The following is a 21,176-nucleotide window of genomic DNA, read 5'->3' as shown; positions in this document are numbered from 1 at the left end:
GCAATTATATGGGGTTTTCAATGCTGGAAAAAGTTGATCTCTCAAAAAGAATAGACGATAAGGAGTACAAGGATTTAGTCGATAAACTTGAGATCAAAATGGGGGAATTACAGCGCAAAAGCTGGAAAATGCAGGTTCCCATAATTGTTGTCTTTGAAGGCTGGCATGCTTCGGGTATGAGTGATATAATAAATCGTTTCATTCTTCCCATGGACCCCAGGGGTTTCCGTTTCCATACAACTACCAGTCCCACAGATGAGGAAAAACTCCGACCTCTTTTGTGGCGTTTCTGGACCAAAGTTCCTGCCCGCGGCCAGGTAGCAATCTTCGATCGCAGCTGGTACAGGCGAGCGATTATAGAACATATTGAAAAAAATAATGGAAAAGGACTTGAAAGATGCCTGCAGGGAATCAGGAGTTTTGAGAGGCAACTTGCAGACGATGGTTACCTAATAATCAAGTTCTTCCTCCACATAAGCAAAGAGAAACAGCAACAACGGTTTAAAGAACTGGAAAAGAATAATGGGGATCTTTTTATTGTGGGGGAAGATGAAGTGGATTATGCAAGTGAATATGAAGCCTATCTTCACACCGTAGAAAAAATCCTGGAAAACACGGATTCTTTCAGGGCTCCCTGGACAATTGTGGAATCAAATAACAGGAATTTTGCCACTGTCAAAATAATGACGGCTTTTATAAATGCAATAGAGGATAAACTCAAAGAGGTAGACCATAAATCCGTTACTGAAACTACTGTGGACCTTTTCCCTAAAGAGGATTTACCGGGAATACCATCCCTTAAAACTTCTATACTGGCACGCATTGATATGAATAAAACGATCGATAAAAAAGAATATAAAAGTAAGAAAAAAGAGTATCAGGAACGTTTGAGGCATTTGCAATATGAATTGTTCAAGCGTCAGATCCCTGTGGTTATTGTTTATGAAGGCTGGGATGCATCAGGTAAAGGGGGTAATATCCGAAGGCTTGCGCGCCGGCTCAATCCACGTCTCTATTCGGTAATTCCCATTGGCGCTCCCAATGATTATGAAATCTCACATCATTATCTCTGGAGATTCTTAAAGGAAATTCCACCTGCCGGTAGAATTGCTATTTTTGACCGTAGCTGGTATGGCAGGGTCATGGTAGAACGGGTAGAACAGCTATGCACTGAAAACGAGTGGAAACGCGCTTATAGGGAGATTAATGAATTTGAAGCGATGCTTACTGACTGGAATGCTGTAGTTGTCAAATTCTGGTTGCATATAGATTAGGATACCCAGTTTGAAAGGTTCCAGAAAAGGAGTGAAACACCTCACAAACAATGGAAAATCACTCCAGAGGATTGGCGAAACCGTGAAAATTGGGATGCCTATCGTGAAGCTGTAGATGAGATGCTTGAAAAAACAAGCACTACTTATGCCCCATGGACAATTGTAGAAGCTAACGATAAAAAATATGCCCGTATAAAGGCCCTGAAAACCGTCACAGAAGCAATTGAAGAAAAACTTAAAAGTTAATCAGACAAAATTTTCTTTATGTTTTTTGTACATTACATGTACCATACCATCTACAAGCCCAATCTTTGGGACATAGATTTTATTGATATTTCCCCACTTCATAGCTGATAGGTAAACCTTTGATGCCGGTACGATTACATCAGCACGATCTGGTTTCATATTGAATTTTATTATGCGCTCTTCAACAGTAAACTTGCCCATGTAGTTTGCCGTTGTTTTGAGTTTTTTATATTTCAGAGGTTTGCCTTCCTTTTTTCCGGCATGTTTGAATAACTTGTTTATATTTCCTCCAGTACCGATTGCGCAAACATTTTCTTCCCCTTCAAGAGTGTCTTTGATCCATTTTTTCATTTTCTTCCAATTCCTCTTTGGCACCAACCCTTCTTTTATACGGATTGTTCCAATGTTAAAAGAGCGGGATCTTATCGCATGTTTTCCCTTGAAAAAAGTAATTTCAGTACTCCCGCCGCCTACATCTATATAAAGGTAGGATCCATTCCTGTCCAGCATTTTTTCTATATGATTGGAATAAATTACTTTTGCTTCCTTTTTTCCTTCAATGACCTGCAGATCGATATCACATTCTTTTTTGATCCGGTTTACTATTTTTTTGTGATTTTTAGCCTCGCGCATTGCTGAGGTTGCATAAGCCATGTATTCTATAGGCTGGTAGACATTTATGAGGTGCCTGAAAGCCTGCATTAATTCTACAAGTTTGTCGGCTTTTTCTTCGGATATCTTCTTGTTGATGAATGCATCATCTCCCAGCCTAAGGGGTATCCTGAGTAAGGATACCTTTTCAAAAAAGGGTTGGCCGGTTTGGTCCTCCACTCGTGAAAACAGGAGTCTGATAGCATTGGATCCTACATCAATAGCAGCAAATTTCATTTATTAGCCTGCCCTGTCTTTCTGGCCAGATAATCATATATTTCGTCCTGGCATCTGACTTCTTTATCGTCAACACTTATCAGGTAGGGATTGTCCTGTTTCTCATTGATTATCCTTGCTTTTTTCCTGTCATTGAACTGCATTTTTATGAAGTCCCGGATTTCTTTCTGTATATCCGGATCATATATGGGGGTGGCAACTTCTACTCTTTTGTCAAGATTGCGTACCATCCAGTCAGCAGATGAAATGTAGTATTTAGTATCTCCCTCATTGCAAAATACAAAAATTCTTGAATGTTCAAGATATTTATCTACAATACTAATGGCATTGATGTTTTCGCTCTGTCCTTCAACTCCGGGGACAAGGGAGCAGATACCTCTAATTATCAGATCTATCTTAACGCCTGCATTATTTGCTTCATAAAGTGCATCTATCATTTCCTTGTCCACAAGACTATTCATTTTTGCACAGATGAACGCTTCCTTTCCCATGGATGCATTTTCTGTTTCCTTTCGAATAAGGTTCAAATATTTCTTTCTAAGCTGGTGGGGAGCTACCAGCAAATGCTGGTAATCATAAACTTTGTAGTTATGTTCAAAAAACTTAAATAAGTTGTTAATTTCTTCATTGATTTGACTGTTAAAGGTAAAAAGACAGTGGTCACTGTATAATTTCGCGGTTGATTCATTGAAATTACCTGTTGCCACGGCACTATAAAATACAGATTCATTCCCTTCTTTGCGTTCTATCTGGCAGAGTTTGGCATGCACCTTCAATCCCGGGACACCGTCGATTAAGATAGCACCAGCATCTTCCAGCATTTGTGTCCAGTAAATATTGGCCTTTTCATCGAACCTGGCCTGTAATTCCATTACTACTGTTACGTTTTTGCCGTTTTTGATGGCGTTTGTCAGGGCATTGATAACTTTTGAGTTCTTTGCAACCCTATACAGGGTAATTTTTATCGAGGTGACCATCGGGTCAATAGCCGCTTCCCTGAGCAGGTCTATCATATAATCAAAAGAGTGGTATGGATAGTGAAGAAGAATATCTTTTCTTTTGATTGCTTTTAAGATACTTGTATGTGCCTCGATCGAGGGGTGTGTCAATGGAGGCGAATTCGGGTATCCAAGTTCTTTCATTCCCATGCGCGGGAAATCCATAAAATCTCTGGCGTTATGGTAGCGACTTCCGGGAATCAGGTTTTCAAAATTATTCATTTTGCTTTTTCTGAGGATAAAGTTAAGCAAGTGCTCGGGAATTTCCCTATCGTATACAAATCGTACAGGCAGTCCACGTTTTCTTTCTTCCAGACTCTTCATCACTTTTTCAAAGAAACTTTTTGTTACATCTTCTTCAAAATCGAGCTCAGCATCCCTTGTAAGTTTTATTGTATAAGCGTCGATCCTGTCATAGTTAAATATTGCAAAAACATCTTTCAGGCCAAACCTTATGATATCATCCAGAATTATAACATACTTCTTGTCATCTTTTGAAGGCAGGCTGATATATCGGGGTAAAATATCAGCAGGAACTTCTATTAGGGCATATTTATAATCAGCAGGATCCTCTTTCCTGTACATGTGAATTGCAAGATATATTACATGATTTTTTAGGTAGGGGAACTTTTTGTTTTCATTGAGCATTAAGGGAACAAGCAAAGAGTGAATCTTTTGTTTGAAATACTCTGAAATGTAGTCTTTATGGTAATCCTTGAGGTTTTTTTCATCAAGTATGTATATCTTATTCTTCTGGAGTTCCTTACTAATTTCCTTGAATACATCATCAAAATCATTTTGCAAAGTCAGAACTGTACTCTGTATTTTTTGCAACACTTCTCTGGGAGATCCTCCAAACATCACTTTTTCTTTAATGTCGGCATCAATCATTCTTCTGATTGTTCCCACACGTACACTGAAAAATTCGTCAAGGTTTGATGAAAAGATGCCCAGGAACTTGAGCCTTTCCATCAGGGGTACCCGGGTATCGGCAGCTTCTTGCAATACTCTTTCATTGAAGGATAGCCAGCTAATTTCCCGATTGATATATTTAAGTGATTCTCTTTTCATGGTATCCCATTGTATACAATTCCGAATGTATCTGTTTGTGGCATTTTAGTGGTCGGAGAATATATATCAATTTTGTATGGATTCTATATATTAGTACTAAAAATATTAATCAAATATTCTTTGAATACATTCCTGCAATGGATTCTGCAAACATCTTCCCAAATTCCGGTTCGGTAATACTTTCCCATTCAGCAGGGAATTTATCCCGCAGTTTTTTTATTTCTTCTTCTTTGTAATGGATGAATGCATCAATGTGGCCATCAACAGCATTGTTTTCCTTTTCTCCCCATGAGGTACTTTTGTCTCCCCAGTGTCCACTTTCCTTGAACCCGTTCAGAAGTTCGACAGCAACGGCTGCATCGTGCATGTCTCCCAAATTATCCTGAAGACTCTTCAGCCGCTTTATTGTCTGTTTGGCTTCGTCTCCCAGGACTTCCTGGAAGAATTCAAAGGTATAACGCAGGATTTTCACATCTATACGTAATCTGTGCAGTACTTCCAGGGGTGCTTCATGGGGGTCAGGACCTACTTTGTCTTCATAAGCAAGAACATTTGCATATTGGCCATAAACAAGTGTGGGAAATACTTCTCGTACACTGGTAGGACGGGGAGTTCCTTTGCTATTTTCATCTTCCATCTTCCAGTAATTCTTTTTCCCCAGGGCATCCTCAAACTTTTTCTTGAACCTGTTGTACCTTTTGCTATCCAGGTATTCCAACATATTCCCTCTTTCTTTGGCCCTTTCTATCTCGATGTTATCTTTCAGGAAATCGAGTTCCCTTTTACGTTTTTCTGGTAACTCTTCACAATAATGGTCAATACGTTCAAGGAATACGTCCATGTCCCTTACATTACCTAGTGCTTTACGGGTGCGTTTTATTCCTTTGAGGTATCGGCCAAGTTCTTTCATATCAAGGTAGGGATTGAGAACTTCAAAACCGGCTTTGATACGCATTGCAGCCACCCGCATGTCATGTAGCTCTTCTATGTCCCTTCCAACTTTTGTTCCCGTTTCATGCTTTTGCATTTTCTTGAAATGTTTCTGGAAGATCTTCCGAGCGGCTTCGGCCATTGTGTCATCGGTTTGGATTTCAATCTTCTTTTTTGATTTTTTGTTATCTTCTTTTTCTTCTTCAGGAGCGGCTTCTATCTGTTTTTCTTTCAGTTCCTCTGTAACTTTTAGTTCTTCGTCATCCTGATTCATAATGTATTCTCCCCCAATCTTGCTTTGGTATTCTTCCTCTTGATTACCTGTAAGTTCCATCATTATAAGTTGGGCCAGGGCAATAAAAAATGAATTATTTTTAGAGTTGTTTTTTAATTTATTGATCTCTAAAAGATGATTAAGCATTTCTTTGAAGATCCTTGTTATAAGAAAGAGTGTAGTGGCTAGATACCCCAGTGCAATATAGGACACGTTTGGATATATCCATTTTTCAGGATAGAGGGAAATAAACCCGCCTATAATGATTGCATATAAGATGGCACTTATCAGGGTGTAACCGTTTTCCTGTTTTATTAATAGATTCAATCCCAGCATTATGAGTGCTAGCCCTGTTGCAAATGCACCCATGGTCACCAGTATTTCCCCTGCCGGAGAATAACGGTTCAATTCCATCAACATAAGGGCCACAGCGCCCCCGATCCCCAGTGTTGCGCCTGCTATTACTGCAAAAAGACCAATTATCAATGATTTGCCCGAGCCCATGATGCTCTATGTATATTTGATTACTTTAAAAACTTCCCATCGTAATCAGAACTATTTTCGATGCAGGTTTGAATTTCATGGCCTTGTTGTAGGTCGATATTTGTGTGCTCATTCGTTTGTATGGTTTTTTTTGTAAATTTCATGAACATTATTACTTAAATGTGTGTACATCAAGTTAATAGCAATGTACATGCAAGCTTTTATTTATGGAATTCCCGTACCGGTCTACCTTTAAGTATCCAGAAAAGGATTTGATTGTTTTCCTTTCTGACATCAAATATATTATCCTATTCTATGTCTTCGGGGATTTCCTAACCACCATTGGAGCCTTGAATTTTGGGGTCGAGCAAAACGGATTTATAGCATTCGTACTGGCGGAATTTGGCCTGGGAGCCTTTTTGCTTTTGAAACTTCTCTTTATTGTGGCGGTTTATTTGAACTACAAACTCATCAGGCAATCCGGCCTGTCCTGGAGTTCATTTCTGTGGAATACCTCCAAATTTGCGATTGCTTTTTTGGGTGTTGTACTTGTAGTAAATAATTTGATGATTATGCTGAACCAAACCAGTTTAATCGTCTAATTCCTGAAAAAGTAAATTATGTGTTCAAATCCTTTGTACTCATATTAATGGAAATTTCTGCAATATCACCACTGTATTCAGCAATCCTTTGCAGGCTTTCCACAATGAAGCCAAATTGGTGTGAGTTGGTGTCTGCCTGCCTGTTCTTGTATAATGCAGTACCTCCCCGGGAAATATTCTTTGCATTCTTTATGACCATGTTTGCTTCCATGGGATCGAGATTTGAAAGCAGGGCTATGGACTGCTTGAAGATAGTCTGGACATCTTCTGCCATCTTGAATATGGGGTCATCAGGTTCCACTTCGTTTTCCATTTCAATCAGGTTCTTTGCAATCCTGACCACATGGTCTCCGATTCTTTCCATGCTTTTAGTAACAAGCCGATAGCCCAGGCACTCCCCGGGTCTTTCGATACCAATCTTTTTTGAAAGGTTGCGGTCTTCAATGGCTGCTTTCAACTGTCTTACAGTTAAAAGGTAAAACCTGTCAACTTCGTTGTCCCTGAGTATTATATCCTGGGCGACTTCTTTATCATTTTTCTCAATTGCTTCCATTATGTCGCTTAACATTGAGGTTAATAGGCCGGACATATTTTGCAGAGCCCTATGGAGGGAAAGGTCCCTGTAATTGAGCAGGCTTTGCAGCACAAGTTCATGGTGGCTTTCTTCCACCACTTCAAGACCTACAAGCCTTTTGCGGGATGCATCTTTTATGAATTTACGATCGGCTGCACTGAATCCCTCTTTTGACTCCATTTTGATTATATCATAGCCAGCAAGATAATGGGAAATGAGTATCCTGAAAATGTCTTCCGGCTCGGCTACAGGAGGCTGATTATACATTTTTCCTTTGTTAGGGATCAGGCGATTAATTTCAATTTTGGTTTCGTATCTTTGATTCTTGTTGAGTGTATCAGAGGATATCAGGAGTGAGCTTTTATTCTGTGGTGCAAGGATTACGCTATCTCCAGCTTCAAGACCGGCCCCCCTCACCCAGTTTATGGGGAGGGATACTATAAAGGTGGAGCCTCCCGTGAGTTGTACTTTTCTTCTTTCAGACATGATAGTTTCCTTTGATTTTCATAAAAATATTTTTCAATTAATAATAGTAAGTGTTTTTTGATATAATGGTTGATTTGCCTGAGTGTTGTTATTGTTGGTTAGAAATATCTCAATGTGTATTCATATGGTTAGTAAATTATATATTTTGTCAATATATAATATATATTGATATTTTGTATATGTATTTTAATTACATAACACTAATACCTGTGTTTCTGGGGGTCAGTAGCAGTTGAGCAATTACTATTGGTTCATCTGTGCGATAAACTAAATTATAAGTGCAATATCTCTTCAACAGAAACTCTTATATAGCTAAATTGCCAATCATTTACTGTATTACCCTATACCATAGGTGTGTTTTTACAAATTAATTTCTCGTTTTTTGCTGAGGTATACTGATGGATAATGACAAACATTTAAAAGGCACGACCACTGTAGGCATAGTTTGCAGTGATGGAGTTGTTCTTGCCACTGAAAAAAGGGCAACTATGGGCAACTTCATAGCCAGCAAGACCGCAAAGAAGATTTACCAGATCGATGACCTGGTCGGGATGACCACTGCTGGCTCGGTAGGTGATGCCCAGCAACTTGTGCGGATGATTAGTGTGGAATCCAAACTCTATAAAATGAGGAGACAGGAATCAATAACCATCAAAGGCCTCACAACTTTACTCTCCAACATCCTTGGTGGGCAACGCTATTTCCCTCTAATGGTCCAACTCCTGGTAGGTGGCGTAGATAAGAATGGACCTGCCATATTTTCACTCGATGCGATGGGTGGAAATATTGAGGAGACAAAAGCCGTTGCTACGGGCTCTGGTTCACCGATGGCTTATGGTGTTCTTGAAGACCGCTATCATGAAGGTATCAATGTCGAAGAGGGTATGGAACTTGCAATCCGTGCTCTTTACAATGCCATGAAAAGAGATTCAGCTTCTGGAAATGGTATCGATGTTGTCAAAATAACTGCGGATAGCTATAATAGGCTTGATACCGGAGAGGTGGACAAAATACTTGAAAATCTGAAATAAGCTACCTTATTCATCTTATTTTTTAAAATACTCTTTCCCACATTTTCTACTTTTTTATAATACAGGAAGGCATTTTTAATGGTCATAGAAGATATCCTAGAAGGATTAAAGAAAAAAATCGAGAAGAATCTTCCGGCTGGCACTACAATTTCAAATGTAGAATTTGAGGGTCCTCAGCTTGTGGTATATACAGAAGAACCCCGGAAATTTGCTGATAATGGAAACATCGTACGGACCCTGGCCAAAAATTTAAGGACCAGAATAGTTGTTCGTCCTGATCCAAAGGTACTTTTGGCACCAGAAGAATCTATCGACCTTATCGATCAAACAGTTCCCGAGGATTCAGGAGTCACAAATTATGATTTTGCTCCGGATGTCGGGGAAGTGATAATTGAGGCGGAAAAACCCGGCCTTGTAATAGGCAAGCATGGGGAAACCCTTCGTGAAATAACCAAGAAGATAGGCTGGACCCCGAAAGTTGTCAGGACTCCGCCGATAAAATCCCGTACTGTGAAAAATATACGGGAATTTATGAAAAAGAACCATTCCGATAGAAAGAATATCCTTAAAACAATTGGGAGGAAAATTCACAGGGAATGTACTTCCAAGGACCAATGGGTACGTCTTACGTCCCTTGGTGGCTGTCGTGAAGTGGGTAGAAGTTGTTTCCTGCTCTCCACTCCGGAATCCAAGATTATGATCGATTGCGGTGTCAATGTAGGTTCCGACGATGACATGACTCCTTATCTTTACATTCCTGAAGTACAGCCCCTAAATCAGATTGATGCGGTTGTTATTACCCATGCACACCTTGATCATCAGGGTCTTGTGCCTCTTCTCTATAAATATGGTTATGATGGGCCAATTTATTGTACCCACCCAACCAGGGATATGATGGTCCTGCTTGAACTGGACTTTATCGACGTGGCTGCCAAAGATGGAAAGCGGGTCCCATATGAATCTGCGGATGTACGTAATGCACTAAAGCACAGCATCGTACTGGAATACGAAGAAGTGACTGATATTGCACCTGACATCAAGCTTACGTTCCACAATGCAGGCCATATTATTGGATCTGCAATATCCCATTTCCATATAGGGGACGGTTTGCATAATGTGGTAATAACCGGGGACTTCAAGTATGGGCCGACACGCCTTTTCAATCCTGCAGTAAACAAGTTCCCCCGGGTTGAGACCGTTATTACGGAATCAACTTATGGTGCCTCTAATTCTATGCAGCCTGCATTAAAAGATGCCGAAAAGAACCTGCAAAAGATTATCAAGGAAACTATAGATCGACAGGGTGTTGTGCTTATTCCTGCATTTGCTGTGGGAAGAAGCCAGGAGGTTATGATTGTCATAGAGGAAGCTATCAGGAAAGGAATTATTGATGAGGTTCCGGTTTATCTCGATGGTATGATATGGGAAGCAACTGCCATCCATGCTACCTATCCGGAATATCTAAATAATGATCTGAGACGCCTGATTTTCCAGAAAGGACAGAATCCATTCCTCTCTGAATGTTTCAAACCTGTGGATTCTAATGAACTCAGGAGAAATATTATTGAAAATCCACATCCATGTGTGATCCTGTCCACTTCCGGTATGATGAGCGGTGGGCCGGTCATGGAATATTTCAAAGCCTTTGCACCGGGTGAAAGAAATACTTTAGTGTTTGTTGGTTATCAGGCCGATGGAACTTTGGGTCGCCGTATCCAGAAAGGCTGGAAGGAAATCCCCCTGTCTTCCGGAGGCAAGGGTTCAGAAACTGTGCGAGTGAACATGGATGTTGAGATTGTGGATGGTTTTTCCGGTCACTCGGACCGCAGGCAACTCATGGAATTTTTCAAGCGCATGAAACCACAACCAGAACATGTGTTCACAGAGCACGGCGATGAACGTTCGTGTATAGACCTTGCAAGTTCTGTCCATAAAAGAAAGAAAATTGATACAAGAGCTCTTACCAATCTGGAAACTATAAGACTGGTATAAAGCTTTAATCAAGGAGACTGCGGAGGTACTCTACAAGTTCCCTGTGGTCTCTTACAACAATATCTGCCTTGTGGAGATGATCAGCGCTGACATAGGTTGGAACTGCAATGCAAAACAATCCTGCATTCTTTGCGGCTTCAACTCCCAAGGGTGCATTTTCCAGGACAATACATTTATCTTTTTGTACTGCAAGCCTTTCCACAGCAGTCAAATAAGGCTCGGGGTCAGGTTTGCCTTTTTCTACATCTGTTCCTGCAATCATTGTATTGAATATTTTGGGATAGAATTTTCTCATCAGCGTTTCTACAATGGCACGGTCGGATCCTGAGACTACTGCAAGTTTGAACTTTGCTTGCAGGGATTTGAAAGTTTCATCCATTCCATCAAATACACATGCTTTCTGGTTCTTGAAAAAAAGTTCTTTTTTCCGTTCATGTATCTGCTCAATATCCTCTTCAGTAGGCACCATTCCTTGCTTTTCAAATATTTTTTCTATAATCCCTCTGTGATTTGATCCTTCGAGAATGTATATTTCTTCTTTTTCGATATCTATCCCTGCTTCTTTGAAGGACGTTTTCCAGGCATGTGCATGGAATGGCATCGAATCTACCAGCACTCCATCGACATCTGATATGATTGCCTCTAAGTTTTCAGGTATTGCAGTTTTATCCATGACGGTTGAGTACTATTTTAGCTTATTAAAAGGTTGTTCGAAAAGATTATAACGATACAGGTCCCATGTTATTATGGTGAATTCGCATGTCTAAGTTCAACAAAAGGGATACAGAGAGAAAGGGTGCGAAAAAAAATGAAAACCTTGAAGAAAAACTCATTCAGGAAAATCTGAATGACCTTAAATCGGAAGGTGATGATTTTTCGGAATAAAAGCTTTTTTGGTGTGAGGTTATCCCTTTTGCAGTCTGTTATCTGCATTTCAGGATGGCCTGTGAAAAGTAGTTGAACATTCTTGACATATATCAAGAAACATTATTGATTCAAAAAAAGCCCAACCGGCCACTTATGGGCCGGTTGCCTCTCTACTAAATATAAAAAATTAGTCTTTGGAAAGTGATCTCAGCCTCTTGACGAGGGTGATCCTTGCATCGTTTTCTTCTTTAACTTTCTCTTCAAAATGTCTGACGATCTTGTTGAGAGGAGCTGCAAGACTGTAAATCTTTGTAGGCCTTCCTTTGCCGTTTAGTTTTTTGCTGCTTTCCTCTATCCAGTTATTCTTTCTCATGGAACGCATTGCAACACTTACTTCAGGTTGTCGCAATCCTGTGTTCATTTCAATATCCTGAGATGAAGCTTCGTCAACATTTTTTAAGTAAGCAATAGTAGTTGCCAGGTTTCTTGAAACTCCAAGGCCTCTAAATGCTTCTATCATCTCTTCATCTGACTCGTTTATTCTTGTCATGTACATCTTTAATCCTTCCTTTCATATCATTTGTCGAAGAGTCATACCCTACGGTAATTGGAATATTTTATTCTTCGATACCACCACTTCTATATAAATACTATATTACACATAGTTTATATATTTTACGTTAAATTGGCATTCATATAAAAAATTTAATGAGAAACGCAATTTGAATATTTCATCTCTGCGTTTGATCCCAACAGGCGGATAGCCTTTGTCTACTCATCCTGCTATTCATATACGATGATAGCATCGTATGCATGTATACATAGCAGTAAAAAAATTGTATGGATATTATAACATAATCCTGGGTGCTGGATTATTTGCCAAATGTTGGTTGTAGATCTATTATAGAGGAATTTAGTAATTATTGTTCTTCAAATAAGAGTTTGTATTTCCTTTTTATGGGTGAATTTATTTTCTTTTAAAGTCGGGTTATCTAAGTGTCTGGAATTTTCTAATTAATCAGTTTTTCCAATTCACCAATTTTGTCTTCTGCAACAGCAACTACTATTTCCACTATATCAGAATAGTGTTCATTCAGGATTGTGGCACAATTTTCAAGCATATGTTTTACAAACTGAATATTCCCATAGTCCACTATGATTTTCATTTCCTTTGTGGGCCTCTGCTCAACAACCCCGGCATCGTCTATAGCCTCAATAGCGGTTTGTTTGTAAGCACGGGATAGTCCGCCAAAGCCAAGTTTGATTCCACCAAAATACCGGCTGATTATAACCACAACATTATCAAGCCCCTTCAGTTCAAGGACTTTGAAAACAGGTTTACCAGAACTTACTGAAGGTTCTCCGTCATCATCATATTTCATAATCAGGTTTCCGTCACCTGTGATAGGTATGCAAATACATTATGGTTGGCGTCGGGATATCTTTGTCTGATGTCTTTCACAAAACGCTGTGCTTTAGTTTCGTCTGCAACCTTATAGTGCTTACACGTACGGCTTTTGGAATATAAGGAAGAAAGTCAAGAAGTCCCAACATTTATACTTTTTTTAAAGCATATCCCTGAACTTAACCCATCTGCGAGTCATGATAACAGTTTTATCAGTGCCACGAATGACCTGTTCAGGGAAAACATCCTTCATGAAGTTCTTGAAGAATGGGTGGGTAGTTGAGCCCAAATAAATCACATCATGATTCTCTGCTTCTTCATCGATAACAGAGACTGCATCATCACCAACAATAAACTTGCTTTCTGTTTCCACTCCCGATAAATGAGTGAAAACTCCCTGAAATACCTTGAAGAGAAAGGAGAAATACTGGGTAAGATTTTCTCTTTATGTGTTTGTATTGTTCGATAACAGAGGATAACTGATATCGATTTTTCAACTTTTCCATACAGATTTCTTCATGAAACATCCGGTGTATTTCGGAACACCTGATCATTCAATATCCCGTATTCATCAAAACAAATACGTGATGTCAGGAAAATTGCAAGTGTCACACATGTAACAGTGGATACATAAACAGAAACCATTACTGCAATCTGGTACTTGATTGCCAGGATCGGTGATGCTCCGGCTATCAACTGGCCACTCATCATGCCGGGGAGGTGAACTATTCCTATAGTAGAAATATCTCCTACAGCCGGTTTCAGGGAAGAACGGAGGCCTTTTCTTACATAGGGCATAAGTGCCTCATTCATTCCGGCACCAAAAGAAAGTCTGGATACATAGCGGTTTTCATTCCTTTTCAGGCTGCTGTAAAAATTTCCTACACCAATGATAGTTCCGCCAAGGGAATTACCAAGCAATATACCACCTATGGGTATGAGGTAAGGGGCTTCAAATACATTGGCCAGGTCAATTACAAAGAGGTTCACATACATAAGAATCAGGAACGTACCTCCCAGGAAAGCGCCAAGTGTAGGAATATAAAGGGATTTGAGATCCATTTCCTGACGCTGGACGGACTCAAATGCTGCAAATGAAACCATCAGGAAAAACCACAACAAATTCAATACAGGATTGTTCATATCAAACACAAATGTCAGGAATAGACCGGCAAGGAAAAGCTGTATCGTCATCCTGAAAATAGCTGTAAGGGATTCTTTACCCATATTCAGCCGTACATATCTCATTATCAATAAAGGAATAATGAGCAGAAGAAAACCAAAGAATAAACCTGTGTAGGAAATCTCATCAGGCATTTATTTCACATCCGTCAACAAATATTTCATCCATAGCTACTCTGTCCCATGTGTTGTCGTGGGACACAACAAGAAGTGTCCAGTCTTCATTTTCAAGAAAAAAATCCACAACTTTTTCCTTAAGTTCGGGATCCAGTGCCGATGTAACTTCATCAAGCAGGAAAATCTCCTTGCCCAGTAACACAGAAATTATTATGCATATTCTCTGTTTCTCCCCGCCTGAAAGATCCTCAAACTTCTTGTACACAATGGACCTGTCCAGCCCAAAGTATTCAATCAGGGAATTACGCTTCCTGTGATACTTTCTTCCCCGGTTATGGTCGAAAGAAAATATTTCGTTGATCAAATCCTTAACAATTCCCTCACCGATATCAGTATCCTGTGATACATATGCGATTTCTTTCCTGATGTCCCATATGTTAGAGGCCGAAACTTTCCTCCCCCTGTAAAAAATCTCCCCATCGTCGACATGTAAAATTCCCAAAAGTATTTTGAGAAGAGTTGACTTACCGCTTCCTGACCGCCCTTTAAGTATCAATTTATCACCCTGATTGACAATCAGATTAAATTTAGAAAAAAGACGAGAACCATGAAAATCAACACATATATCCTTATAACGTATCAGTTCTGAACTCATTTATAAGCACCTCGCTCAAAAATCCTCCTTTCAGTAACACTTAAATCATAAATTGGAAACTTAATCATTCAATACAACATACCTATTACTTCTGCCATACATTTTGTTTTTTGTAAATTCGAACAATTAAATCCACTTTATTTGTTTTAATAATTAGATCATTTCAATTAAGAACCTATTATGCGCACATTAAATATGAATCTTGTTGATTATTTTTAACACGAAAGTTGTACTTGATTCTAAAAGAATCCATTATAATAACACCCATATTCCACATCGACAAAATACTGTCAATGAAGCTAAAAACAAAAAGATTGAAGGATAACACTGAAGTACTAACCAAACTAAATCTAAAGGAAATAGAGAATAGAATAACTAGAATAGAATAACTTATACAAAGGTCAACCATGCAACAAAAACAGAGAATCATCAATGCACTGGAACGTAAACCAGTAGATAAAATTCCTGCAGGATTGTTCACAACCGCTGCTCCGCTGGAAATTATGGATTCATGTGGTGTTGCCAGACCCGAAGCTGACTTTGATGCTGAAAAGATGGCTGAGCTGGCAATAGCCACCCAGAGTATCCTTGGATTTGAGACTATACGCTACCCCTTTGACTTAACAGTGCTGGCAGAAAGTTTCGGCTGTAAGATTCACAGGGGATCAAAGGACATACCTCCTGCTGTACTCGAAGGACCGGAGATCAACATTGAAGGCATAGAAGTCCCTGAAGATTTGATGCAAAGAGGAAGAATGCCTGCAATTCTTGAAGCCACACATATTATAAAAAGGCAAGTCGGGAATGAAGTTCCACTTATATGTGGTTTTGCCGGTCCTGTGGACCTTGCTGTTAATCTGATGGGCATGAAGCCATTCCTGTTAAAAATACTGAAAGAACCACATAAAATAGAAAGATTAATGGAAGCCACTAGCCGGGCATGCATAAAAGCTGCTAATGAAAGCCTGGAAGCAGGAGCAGATGTAATATGTTTCGGAGAAGCAGTTGTTTCCCCTGACATTGTTCCACCGGCTATGTTTAAGTCCGTCATAAAACCATACTATAGACAACTTGTAGATTCTGTTAACGGTAAATGTGTAATCCATGTATGCGGAAAATCTGATCCCGTAATAAAAGATATTGCCGAATGTGGATTTTGTGGTATAAGTGTTGAAGAAAGTGTTGAAGATCTGCAATACGCCATAAAAATGGCACATGAAGGCGGTGCTGCACTGATAGGCAATGTTTCAACTTCCACTACCATATACAATAAAAATGCTGAAGAAGTAAAAGCAGAAGCTTTGAAATGTCTGGAGGTAGGCGTGGACATCCTGGCCCCAGGTTGCGGAATCGCACCACAATCACCCATAAAAAATATGCAGGCCCTTACACAGGCACGGAATGGATTCTGCGGGGAAAAGTAAAAGGGATCAAGAAGTAACTTACTTTTTCAAAAGGTGTAATAAATGAAAGTAATAATCATTGGCGGATTTCTGGGCAGCGGTAAAACTACTACCCTGCTTAAGCTGGGAAAATATCTCAATGATAAAGGCGAGAAAATCGCTATTATCGTAAATGAGATAGGTGAAATCGGAGTTGATGGGACAACACTGGATATAGAAGGAGTGGAAACCAGGGAAATCACCAACGGATGTATTTGCTGCACTTTGAAAATCGATATGGAACAGGCGCTTGACTCCCTTGCCGAGGAATATGGACCGGACACGGTAATTATTGAACCTACAGGTGTTGCGTTCCCCCGGCAGATCAAAGAAGAAATTGAATTGATGAAAATTGCAGATATGGAGTTTTCCCCAATAATAAACCTGATCGATGGCAGCAGGTTCGATCTGGAAATAGAACAGGTTCCAATATTCATAAAGACCCAGATAGAGGATGCAGACATCCTGGGCATTAACAAGATAGACGTCGCGACAGATGAACAGATCAGTAAAGTCAAAGCGTTATTGCAACACTATAATACTGATGCAAGAATTCTGGAATTTTCTGCAAAGGAAAATGAAGGAAATTTTGAAGAATTAATAGAAACCATAAGTGGAGAAGGAAAACAAAGAGACCATTCTATAAAACAAAATTCTATTGCCGAATCAAATGTATCATCACATGCTATTGAATTTGCAATTGAGACAAATGATCTGGAAATCAAGAAAGGGCACAAACTGGCAAATGAAATTGTTGATTCCATACATAGCCAGTTCATTCAATTGAATCCGGATTTTATAGGCCATATAAAGATGTCCATGGACCTACCGAAAACTTTCCTGAAAATCAGCCTCACATCCTCTACAAACAAACCTGAAATAGAAATTTTTGAGAGGGAAAATGTTGCAAACCAAAAAGTTAGAGCATTGGCAGCTGTGACAAATATCAGACAGGATGATGTAGTCAAAATACTGGAAAACACTATTGAGGAAATGTTTGCGGAAACAGGAATTGATCTTCAGAGACTTCAGCAACATACAGACACAAAAAATATCATTAACCTGTGTGATATTTCTATATAAACAGAACCGGGGGTCTAATAATAACTGATAACAAATCGGAGCAAAATCAGAGAGTGATGCCTATATGGGTATCTGCAGGATCTATTGCGGGTGCACTCTACGGCAACCTGTTACTTGGACCGTCTATAGGAAGCGTGGGGCTTGGCACTATAATGGGTATAGCAATAGGGTCACTTGGTGGTGTTTCTTTCGGATTATCACAGATACGAAAGCAGGAAGGAGATGATAAATATGCCTTTGAAGGTGAAGAAAATCTCATGAAGATCATGGGAGCGGTCGCTATCATCCTTTTTGTAATTACTCTTGCTATGTTGTTCTGACCAGAAGAATGCCGATAAGGGTGATCGACATTCTTCAAATGAGCCATGCAGCCTGTTATGCTATGCGAGAAACTTATATATCATTTGCAAACATATAAACATGTTAACAATTGTGAAATTGCAGATATGATAGATATTCAGGGGAAAAGAAATGACAAAAATAGAAGTAGATACAAGGGGAGAGACCTGCCCGGTACCGCTAGTTGAATGCAGGAAGGCACTGAGAAAAGCTACACCGGGAGACGAAGTCATAGTCACCGGCACACATCCAGCTTCAAAGAAGGAGATACCAATGGCCTGTGAATCCATGGGGCTTGAAATTATAGGTATCGATGAAGAAGCTGATGAGTGGAAAATCAGAATTAAGCGTTAAAAGGGTTGGTTTCTGTGAGCAATAAAACCGTCATAATAGTCCATAGCGGAGACATGGACAAACTGTACAGTGCACTCATTATTGCAAATGGTTCACTGTCGATGGGAATGGAAGTTTCCCTGTATTTTACTTTCTGGGGCCTTGAGCGGTTGAAAAAAGGAGGACTCGAAAAGGGTCCCTTCTCCAAAATGAATTTCCTGGGGCTTGGAAAATGGATGGTCAAAAGCAGGATGAAAAAGGCCAATGTAGCTCCTCTTGAAAAAATGATGACCGATTTCAAGGAACTGGGGGGTAAAATAATTGCCTGTGAAATGACCATGGAAATTATGGGAATCAAACAAGAACAGCTACGTACCGAATGGATTGATGAATATGGTGCTGTGGGCACCTATGTCCATGAAGCAAAAGATGCAGAGATTACATTGTTTATCTGAGGAATTGTATGGAAGACAAAACTGCTTATTTTGATAATTCCGCAAGCACACGGTTGGATGAAAGAGTGTTTGAGGCAATGAAGCCGTATTATTTTGATACTTATGCAGTGGCAACATCAGAGTTTGCCTATTCGATGGGTATTGATGCAAAGGAGGCGCTTGAAGAAGCAAGGTCCACAATTGCAGATTCATTAAATGCTTCGCCGGGAGAAATTGTTTTCACATCCGGAAGCACCGAATCAAGCAATATGGCAATAAAGGGAGTAACATCTGCGCTCAAAAAGAAGGGGAAACACCTTATTGTCTCAAAAATCGAGGATTTCCCCGTCCTGAACACCGCAAAAGCACTGGAAAAACAGGGTTTTGAAGTCGATTTCATTGAAGTGGATGACACTGGTCGGCTAAATACAGAACAACTTGCCGAGACGATCACAGACGAAACTGTTCTCGTCTCGATACAGCATGCCAATCAGGAAATAGGTACGCTGCAGGATCTGGAAAGCATTTCAAACATATGCAGGGAGAAAGGAGTACTTCTGCATACAGATGCCACCCATAGTTTCACACGCGTTCCAATAGATGTACAAAAAATTCCTGTGGACCTGATAACGGTTGCATCACATACCATACATGGACCCCGTGGTGTTGGAGGGCTCTATATACGCAAAGACACACCTATCAATAAATGGATGGACGGTGGATTCCAGGAATTCAACCTCAGGGCGGGCCTTGAAAATATACCGGGGGCCGTAGGATTTGCAAAAGCAGTAGAACTTGTGACAGAAGAGGAAAACAGGCAGATCAAAGCACTTAGAGACCATCTTATAGAGAGAATATCCAGTGAAATTACGGATGTAATATTAAACGGAAGTAAGGAACACAGGAGTCCACATAATGCCAACATAACGCTCCATTATGTAGAAGGTGAATCACTTACCCTACATCTGGATATGCGTGGATTTGCGGTCAGCACTGGTTCTGCGTGCTTTAGCCGCTCCCTTGAAGCAAGTCACGTTATACTGGGCATAGGGGGAGACCATGAAAGGGCCCATGGGTCATTGCGCTTTACCTTCAGTCGTTACAATACCCTTGAGGAAACCGATGCCATGGTGGATGCGATAAAGGAAATCGTTGCTCAATTAAGAGAAATTAGTCCATTGTACGAGAAAAAGTGAGGTGTTTAATGTGAAATTCCCTTACAGTGAAAAAGTTCTTGATCACTTTAAAAACCCCCGGAATGTGGGTAAAATAGAAAACCCGGATGGCAAGGGGCTGGAAGGAAGTCCGGCATGTGGTGACATGGTGGCAGTATACCTGAATGTCAATTCCGAAACCCTGGTGATAGAGGATATAAAATTTGAATCCTATGGATGTGCATCCAATATCGCTACAGCTTCCATAATTACCGAAATGGCCAAGGGAAAGACCCTGGAAGAAGCCAAAAATATCTCATGGAAGCAAGCCACCGAAGAACTAGGGGGGCTGCCCACAGTAAAAGCACACTGTTCAGTACTGGCTGTGGAAGGTTTGAGGGCGGCAATTAGGGATTATGAAGAAAAGCATGGCCTTGTGAGTGAGAAAGAAACTACTACTGAAGAAGTCGTCAGAAGGCGCCTGAAACATGTCATGAATCCCATGGCGGGGCTGGATATAGTCAGGACGGAACTTGTGACAAAGATAGAGATAAATGAGGGTTCTGTGAGAATACTTATAGACCTTCCTTCAGATCACCAGTTCGCATCGGCTATTAAAGAGGATATTCTGGAGAAAGTAGAGTCACTCTGGGATATCGAAGAAGTGAAGGTCGTTTTCACAGAATAATTACAGAAGAGGAGGAATATAGTATTACAATAGATATCCTGGGAATCTGTGCAAGCCCCAGGAAGGCAGGCAATACTGACGTATTGCTGGATGAGGTAATGGAAGGCGCAAAAAGTAACGGTGCTACAGTCGGGATAGTACATCTGCGGGATTACAGTATTGAGTCCTGCGTGGGATGTGAAAGATGTCACCAGGATAAGACCTGTACCCGCTTCCATGACGATGACGGGATGAATTTACTGTATCCGAAGATCGAAGAAGCAAAAGGTATGGTGCTTGGTTCCCCTACCTACAATTACAACGTTACCTCCCTTATGAAAACCTTCATAGATCGCCTCTATCCTTACTACAATTTCACAGATGACAGACCACGTGAGTATTCCAGCCGGCTGGCAGGACAGGGAAGACGTGCCTGCGTTTTCACCATTGGAGAGCAACCTATCATTGAAGATATCGGGTTCAGCCTGGAAGCCATGAGTTATCCCCTGGAAGCCCTGGGATACACAGTGGATAAGGCGATGTCTGTGCTTAACCAATTTGACAGGGGAATTATCAAAAAGGATGAAGCAGCGCTTAAAAAGGCTTTCGAAATGGGCGAGGAACTTGCAGGGAAATTAAAGTGAAGTAT

The 21,176-nt window shown here is 40.2% G+C and carries 22 protein-coding genes and 1 pseudogene; 13 read left to right on the top strand and 10 right to left on the bottom strand.

The window, feature by feature from the left end; genetic code table 11:
- Positions 1–8 precede the first annotated feature (8 nt).
- Positions 9–1,520: pseudogene (pap, locus tag CP947_RS01905) on the top strand (polyphosphate:AMP phosphotransferase).
- Here the strand turns inward: pap and CP947_RS01900 are convergent.
- From CP947_RS01900 to CP947_RS01890, 3 genes are all read right to left on the bottom strand, one after another.
- Positions 1,521–2,408, bottom strand: coding sequence for a Ppx/GppA phosphatase family protein (locus CP947_RS01900; protein WP_096711555.1), 888 nt, complete (start codon positions 2,406–2,408; stop codon positions 1,521–1,523). It abuts the pseudogene before it with no gap.
- Positions 2,405–4,477 carry a polyphosphate kinase 1 gene (gene ppk1, locus CP947_RS01895; RefSeq protein WP_096711554.1) on the bottom strand — a complete coding sequence of 691 codons (2,073 nt, stop codon included), beginning with the start codon at positions 4,475–4,477 and terminating at the stop codon, positions 2,405–2,407. The genes CP947_RS01900 and ppk1 overlap by 4 nt, the downstream gene beginning before the upstream one ends.
- A 109-nt stretch (positions 4,478–4,586) precedes the next feature.
- Complete coding sequence (locus tag CP947_RS01890; protein ID WP_096711553.1) at positions 4,587–6,185, bottom strand: CHAD domain-containing protein; 1,599 nt, start codon at positions 6,183–6,185, stop codon at positions 4,587–4,589.
- 206 nt (positions 6,186–6,391) lie between these two features.
- On the opposite strand from CP947_RS01890, the gene CP947_RS01885 reads away from it, so the two are divergent.
- Positions 6,392–6,766: a hypothetical protein gene (locus tag CP947_RS01885; protein WP_096711552.1), complete on the top strand. Its 375-nt coding sequence runs from the start codon at positions 6,392–6,394 to the stop codon at positions 6,764–6,766.
- Between the two features lie 16 nt (positions 6,767–6,782).
- Here the strand turns inward: CP947_RS01885 and CP947_RS01880 are convergent, their stop codons facing one another.
- The gene (locus CP947_RS01880; RefSeq protein WP_096711551.1) at positions 6,783–7,826 is read right to left on the bottom strand and encodes a phosphate signaling complex PhoU family protein; all 1,044 of its coding nucleotides are present in this window, start codon (positions 7,824–7,826) and stop codon (positions 6,783–6,785) included.
- Positions 7,827–8,224: 398 nt separating this feature from the next.
- On the opposite strand from CP947_RS01880, the gene psmB reads away from it, so the two are divergent.
- Positions 8,225–8,857, top strand: coding sequence for an archaeal proteasome endopeptidase complex subunit beta (gene psmB / locus CP947_RS01875; RefSeq protein WP_096711550.1), 633 nt, complete (start codon positions 8,225–8,227; stop codon positions 8,855–8,857).
- A gap of 78 nt (positions 8,858–8,935) precedes the next feature.
- On the top strand, positions 8,936–10,849 hold the full coding sequence (locus CP947_RS01870) for a beta-CASP ribonuclease aCPSF1 (protein ID WP_096711549.1): 1,914 nt from the start codon (positions 8,936–8,938) through the stop codon (positions 10,847–10,849).
- A gap of 4 nt (positions 10,850–10,853) precedes the next feature.
- On the opposite strand, the gene CP947_RS01865 is transcribed toward CP947_RS01870, so the two are convergent.
- Complete coding sequence (locus tag CP947_RS01865) at positions 10,854–11,522, bottom strand: HAD family hydrolase (RefSeq protein WP_096711548.1); 669 nt, start codon at positions 11,520–11,522, stop codon at positions 10,854–10,856.
- Between the two features lie 86 nt (positions 11,523–11,608).
- Between CP947_RS01865 and CP947_RS10895 the strand changes: the two genes are divergently transcribed.
- On the top strand, positions 11,609–11,734 hold the full coding sequence (locus CP947_RS10895) for a hypothetical protein (protein ID WP_258082578.1): 126 nt from the start codon (positions 11,609–11,611) through the stop codon (positions 11,732–11,734).
- 169 nt (positions 11,735–11,903) lie between these two features.
- On the opposite strand, the gene CP947_RS01860 is transcribed toward CP947_RS10895, so the two are convergent.
- The 5 genes from CP947_RS01860 to CP947_RS01840 form a co-directional block, all read right to left on the bottom strand.
- Positions 11,904–12,266, bottom strand: coding sequence for a transcriptional regulator protein (locus CP947_RS01860; RefSeq protein WP_241645728.1), 363 nt, complete (start codon positions 12,264–12,266; stop codon positions 11,904–11,906).
- A gap of 460 nt (positions 12,267–12,726) precedes the next feature.
- A complete protein-coding gene (locus tag CP947_RS01855; protein WP_096711546.1) occupies positions 12,727–13,098 on the bottom strand; it encodes an IMPACT family protein in 372 nt (123 codons plus the stop codon).
- Between the two features lie 183 nt (positions 13,099–13,281).
- Complete coding sequence (locus CP947_RS01850; RefSeq protein ID WP_181079267.1) at positions 13,282–13,494, bottom strand: adenine nucleotide alpha hydrolase family protein; 213 nt, start codon at positions 13,492–13,494, stop codon at positions 13,282–13,284.
- 143 nt (positions 13,495–13,637) lie between these two features.
- The gene (locus CP947_RS01845; protein ID WP_096711545.1) at positions 13,638–14,438 is read right to left on the bottom strand and encodes an ABC transporter permease; all 801 of its coding nucleotides are present in this window, start codon (positions 14,436–14,438) and stop codon (positions 13,638–13,640) included.
- Positions 14,431–15,075 (bottom strand): ABC transporter ATP-binding protein, encoded by a 645-nt coding sequence (locus CP947_RS01840; protein ID WP_096711544.1) that lies wholly within the window; start codon positions 15,073–15,075, stop codon positions 14,431–14,433. Before CP947_RS01840 ends, CP947_RS01845 begins: the two co-directional genes overlap by 8 nt.
- Positions 15,076–15,482: 407 nt before the next feature.
- On the opposite strand from CP947_RS01840, the gene mtaA reads away from it, so the two are divergent.
- The 8 genes from mtaA (at position 15,483) to CP947_RS01800 (ending at position 21,171) form a co-directional block, all read left to right on the top strand.
- The gene (mtaA, locus tag CP947_RS01835; protein ID WP_096711543.1) at positions 15,483–16,499 is read left to right on the top strand and encodes a methylcobamide:CoM methyltransferase MtaA; all 1,017 of its coding nucleotides are present in this window, start codon (positions 15,483–15,485) and stop codon (positions 16,497–16,499) included.
- A 42-nt stretch (positions 16,500–16,541) separates the two neighbouring features.
- Positions 16,542–17,600 (top strand): CobW family GTP-binding protein, encoded by a 1,059-nt coding sequence (locus CP947_RS01830; RefSeq protein WP_096711542.1) that lies wholly within the window; start codon positions 16,542–16,544, stop codon positions 17,598–17,600.
- 56 nt (positions 17,601–17,656) lie between these two features.
- Positions 17,657–17,920 carry a hypothetical protein gene (locus tag CP947_RS01825; RefSeq protein WP_096711541.1) on the top strand — a complete coding sequence of 88 codons (264 nt, stop codon included), beginning with the start codon at positions 17,657–17,659 and terminating at the stop codon, positions 17,918–17,920.
- A 151-nt stretch (positions 17,921–18,071) separates the two neighbouring features.
- Positions 18,072–18,293, top strand: a complete 222-nt coding sequence (locus CP947_RS01820) for a sulfurtransferase TusA family protein (RefSeq protein WP_072357887.1) — start codon at positions 18,072–18,074, stop codon at positions 18,291–18,293.
- Positions 18,294–18,307: 14 nt separating this feature from the next.
- Positions 18,308–18,727: a DsrE/DsrF/DrsH-like family protein gene (locus tag CP947_RS01815; RefSeq protein WP_096711540.1), complete on the top strand. Its 420-nt coding sequence runs from the start codon at positions 18,308–18,310 to the stop codon at positions 18,725–18,727.
- A gap of 8 nt (positions 18,728–18,735) precedes the next feature.
- Positions 18,736–19,902: a cysteine desulfurase family protein gene (locus CP947_RS01810; RefSeq protein ID WP_096711539.1), complete on the top strand. Its 1,167-nt coding sequence runs from the start codon at positions 18,736–18,738 to the stop codon at positions 19,900–19,902.
- Positions 19,903–19,912: 10 nt separating this feature from the next.
- The gene (locus CP947_RS01805) at positions 19,913–20,548 is read left to right on the top strand and encodes an iron-sulfur cluster assembly scaffold protein (protein ID WP_096711538.1); all 636 of its coding nucleotides are present in this window, start codon (positions 19,913–19,915) and stop codon (positions 20,546–20,548) included.
- On the top strand, positions 20,545–21,171 hold the full coding sequence (locus tag CP947_RS01800; protein ID WP_341539160.1) for a flavodoxin family protein: 627 nt from the start codon (positions 20,545–20,547) through the stop codon (positions 21,169–21,171). The genes CP947_RS01805 and CP947_RS01800 overlap by 4 nt, the downstream gene beginning before the upstream one ends.
- The last annotated feature ends 5 nt before the right edge of the window (positions 21,172–21,176 follow it).

Source organism: Methanohalophilus euhalobius (assembly GCF_900215215.1).
Taxonomy (GTDB): Archaea; Halobacteriota; Methanosarcinia; order Methanosarcinales; family Methanosarcinaceae; genus Methanohalophilus; species Methanohalophilus euhalobius.
The sequence above is the reverse complement of the archived record's forward strand: the minus strand, read 5'-3'. Positions and strand labels throughout refer to the sequence as shown.

What these genes read in the sequence shown, in the direction of transcription:
- CP947_RS01830 (WP_096711542.1), top strand. Translation starts at nt 16,542, where the DNA reads ATGAAAGTAATAATCATTGGCGGATTTCTGGGCAGCGGTAAAACTACT.
- CP947_RS01820 (WP_072357887.1), top strand. Translation starts at nt 18,072, where the DNA reads ATGACAAAAATAGAAGTAGATACAAGGGGAGAGACCTGCCCGGTACCG.
- ppk1 (WP_096711554.1), bottom strand. Translation starts at nt 4,477, where the DNA reads ATGAAAAGAGAATCACTTAAATATATCAATCGGGAAATTAGCTGGCTA.
- CP947_RS01890 (WP_096711553.1), bottom strand. Translation starts at nt 6,185, where the DNA reads ATGGGCTCGGGCAAATCATTGATAATTGGTCTTTTTGCAGTAATAGCA.
- CP947_RS01880 (WP_096711551.1), bottom strand. Translation starts at nt 7,826, where the DNA reads ATGTCTGAAAGAAGAAAAGTACAACTCACGGGAGGCTCCACCTTTATA.
- psmB (WP_096711550.1), top strand. Translation starts at nt 8,225, where the DNA reads ATGGATAATGACAAACATTTAAAAGGCACGACCACTGTAGGCATAGTT.
- CP947_RS01825 (WP_096711541.1), top strand. Translation starts at nt 17,657, where the DNA reads ATGCCTATATGGGTATCTGCAGGATCTATTGCGGGTGCACTCTACGGC.
- CP947_RS01810 (WP_096711539.1), top strand. Translation starts at nt 18,736, where the DNA reads ATGGAAGACAAAACTGCTTATTTTGATAATTCCGCAAGCACACGGTTG.
- CP947_RS01900 (WP_096711555.1), bottom strand. Translation starts at nt 2,408, where the DNA reads ATGAAATTTGCTGCTATTGATGTAGGATCCAATGCTATCAGACTCCTG.
- CP947_RS01840 (WP_096711544.1), bottom strand. Translation starts at nt 15,075, where the DNA reads ATGAGTTCAGAACTGATACGTTATAAGGATATATGTGTTGATTTTCAT.
- CP947_RS01865 (WP_096711548.1), bottom strand. Translation starts at nt 11,522, where the DNA reads ATGGATAAAACTGCAATACCTGAAAACTTAGAGGCAATCATATCAGAT.
- CP947_RS01860 (WP_241645728.1), bottom strand. Translation starts at nt 12,266, where the DNA reads ATGACAAGAATAAACGAGTCAGATGAAGAGATGATAGAAGCATTTAGA.
- CP947_RS01845 (WP_096711545.1), bottom strand. Translation starts at nt 14,438, where the DNA reads ATGCCTGATGAGATTTCCTACACAGGTTTATTCTTTGGTTTTCTTCTG.
- mtaA (WP_096711543.1), top strand. Translation starts at nt 15,483, where the DNA reads ATGCAACAAAAACAGAGAATCATCAATGCACTGGAACGTAAACCAGTA.
- CP947_RS01855 (WP_096711546.1), bottom strand. Translation starts at nt 13,098, where the DNA reads ATGAAATATGATGATGACGGAGAACCTTCAGTAAGTTCTGGTAAACCT.
- CP947_RS01885 (WP_096711552.1), top strand. Translation starts at nt 6,392, where the DNA reads ATGGAATTCCCGTACCGGTCTACCTTTAAGTATCCAGAAAAGGATTTG.
- CP947_RS10895 (WP_258082578.1), top strand. Translation starts at nt 11,609, where the DNA reads ATGTCTAAGTTCAACAAAAGGGATACAGAGAGAAAGGGTGCGAAAAAA.
- CP947_RS01870 (WP_096711549.1), top strand. Translation starts at nt 8,936, where the DNA reads ATGGTCATAGAAGATATCCTAGAAGGATTAAAGAAAAAAATCGAGAAG.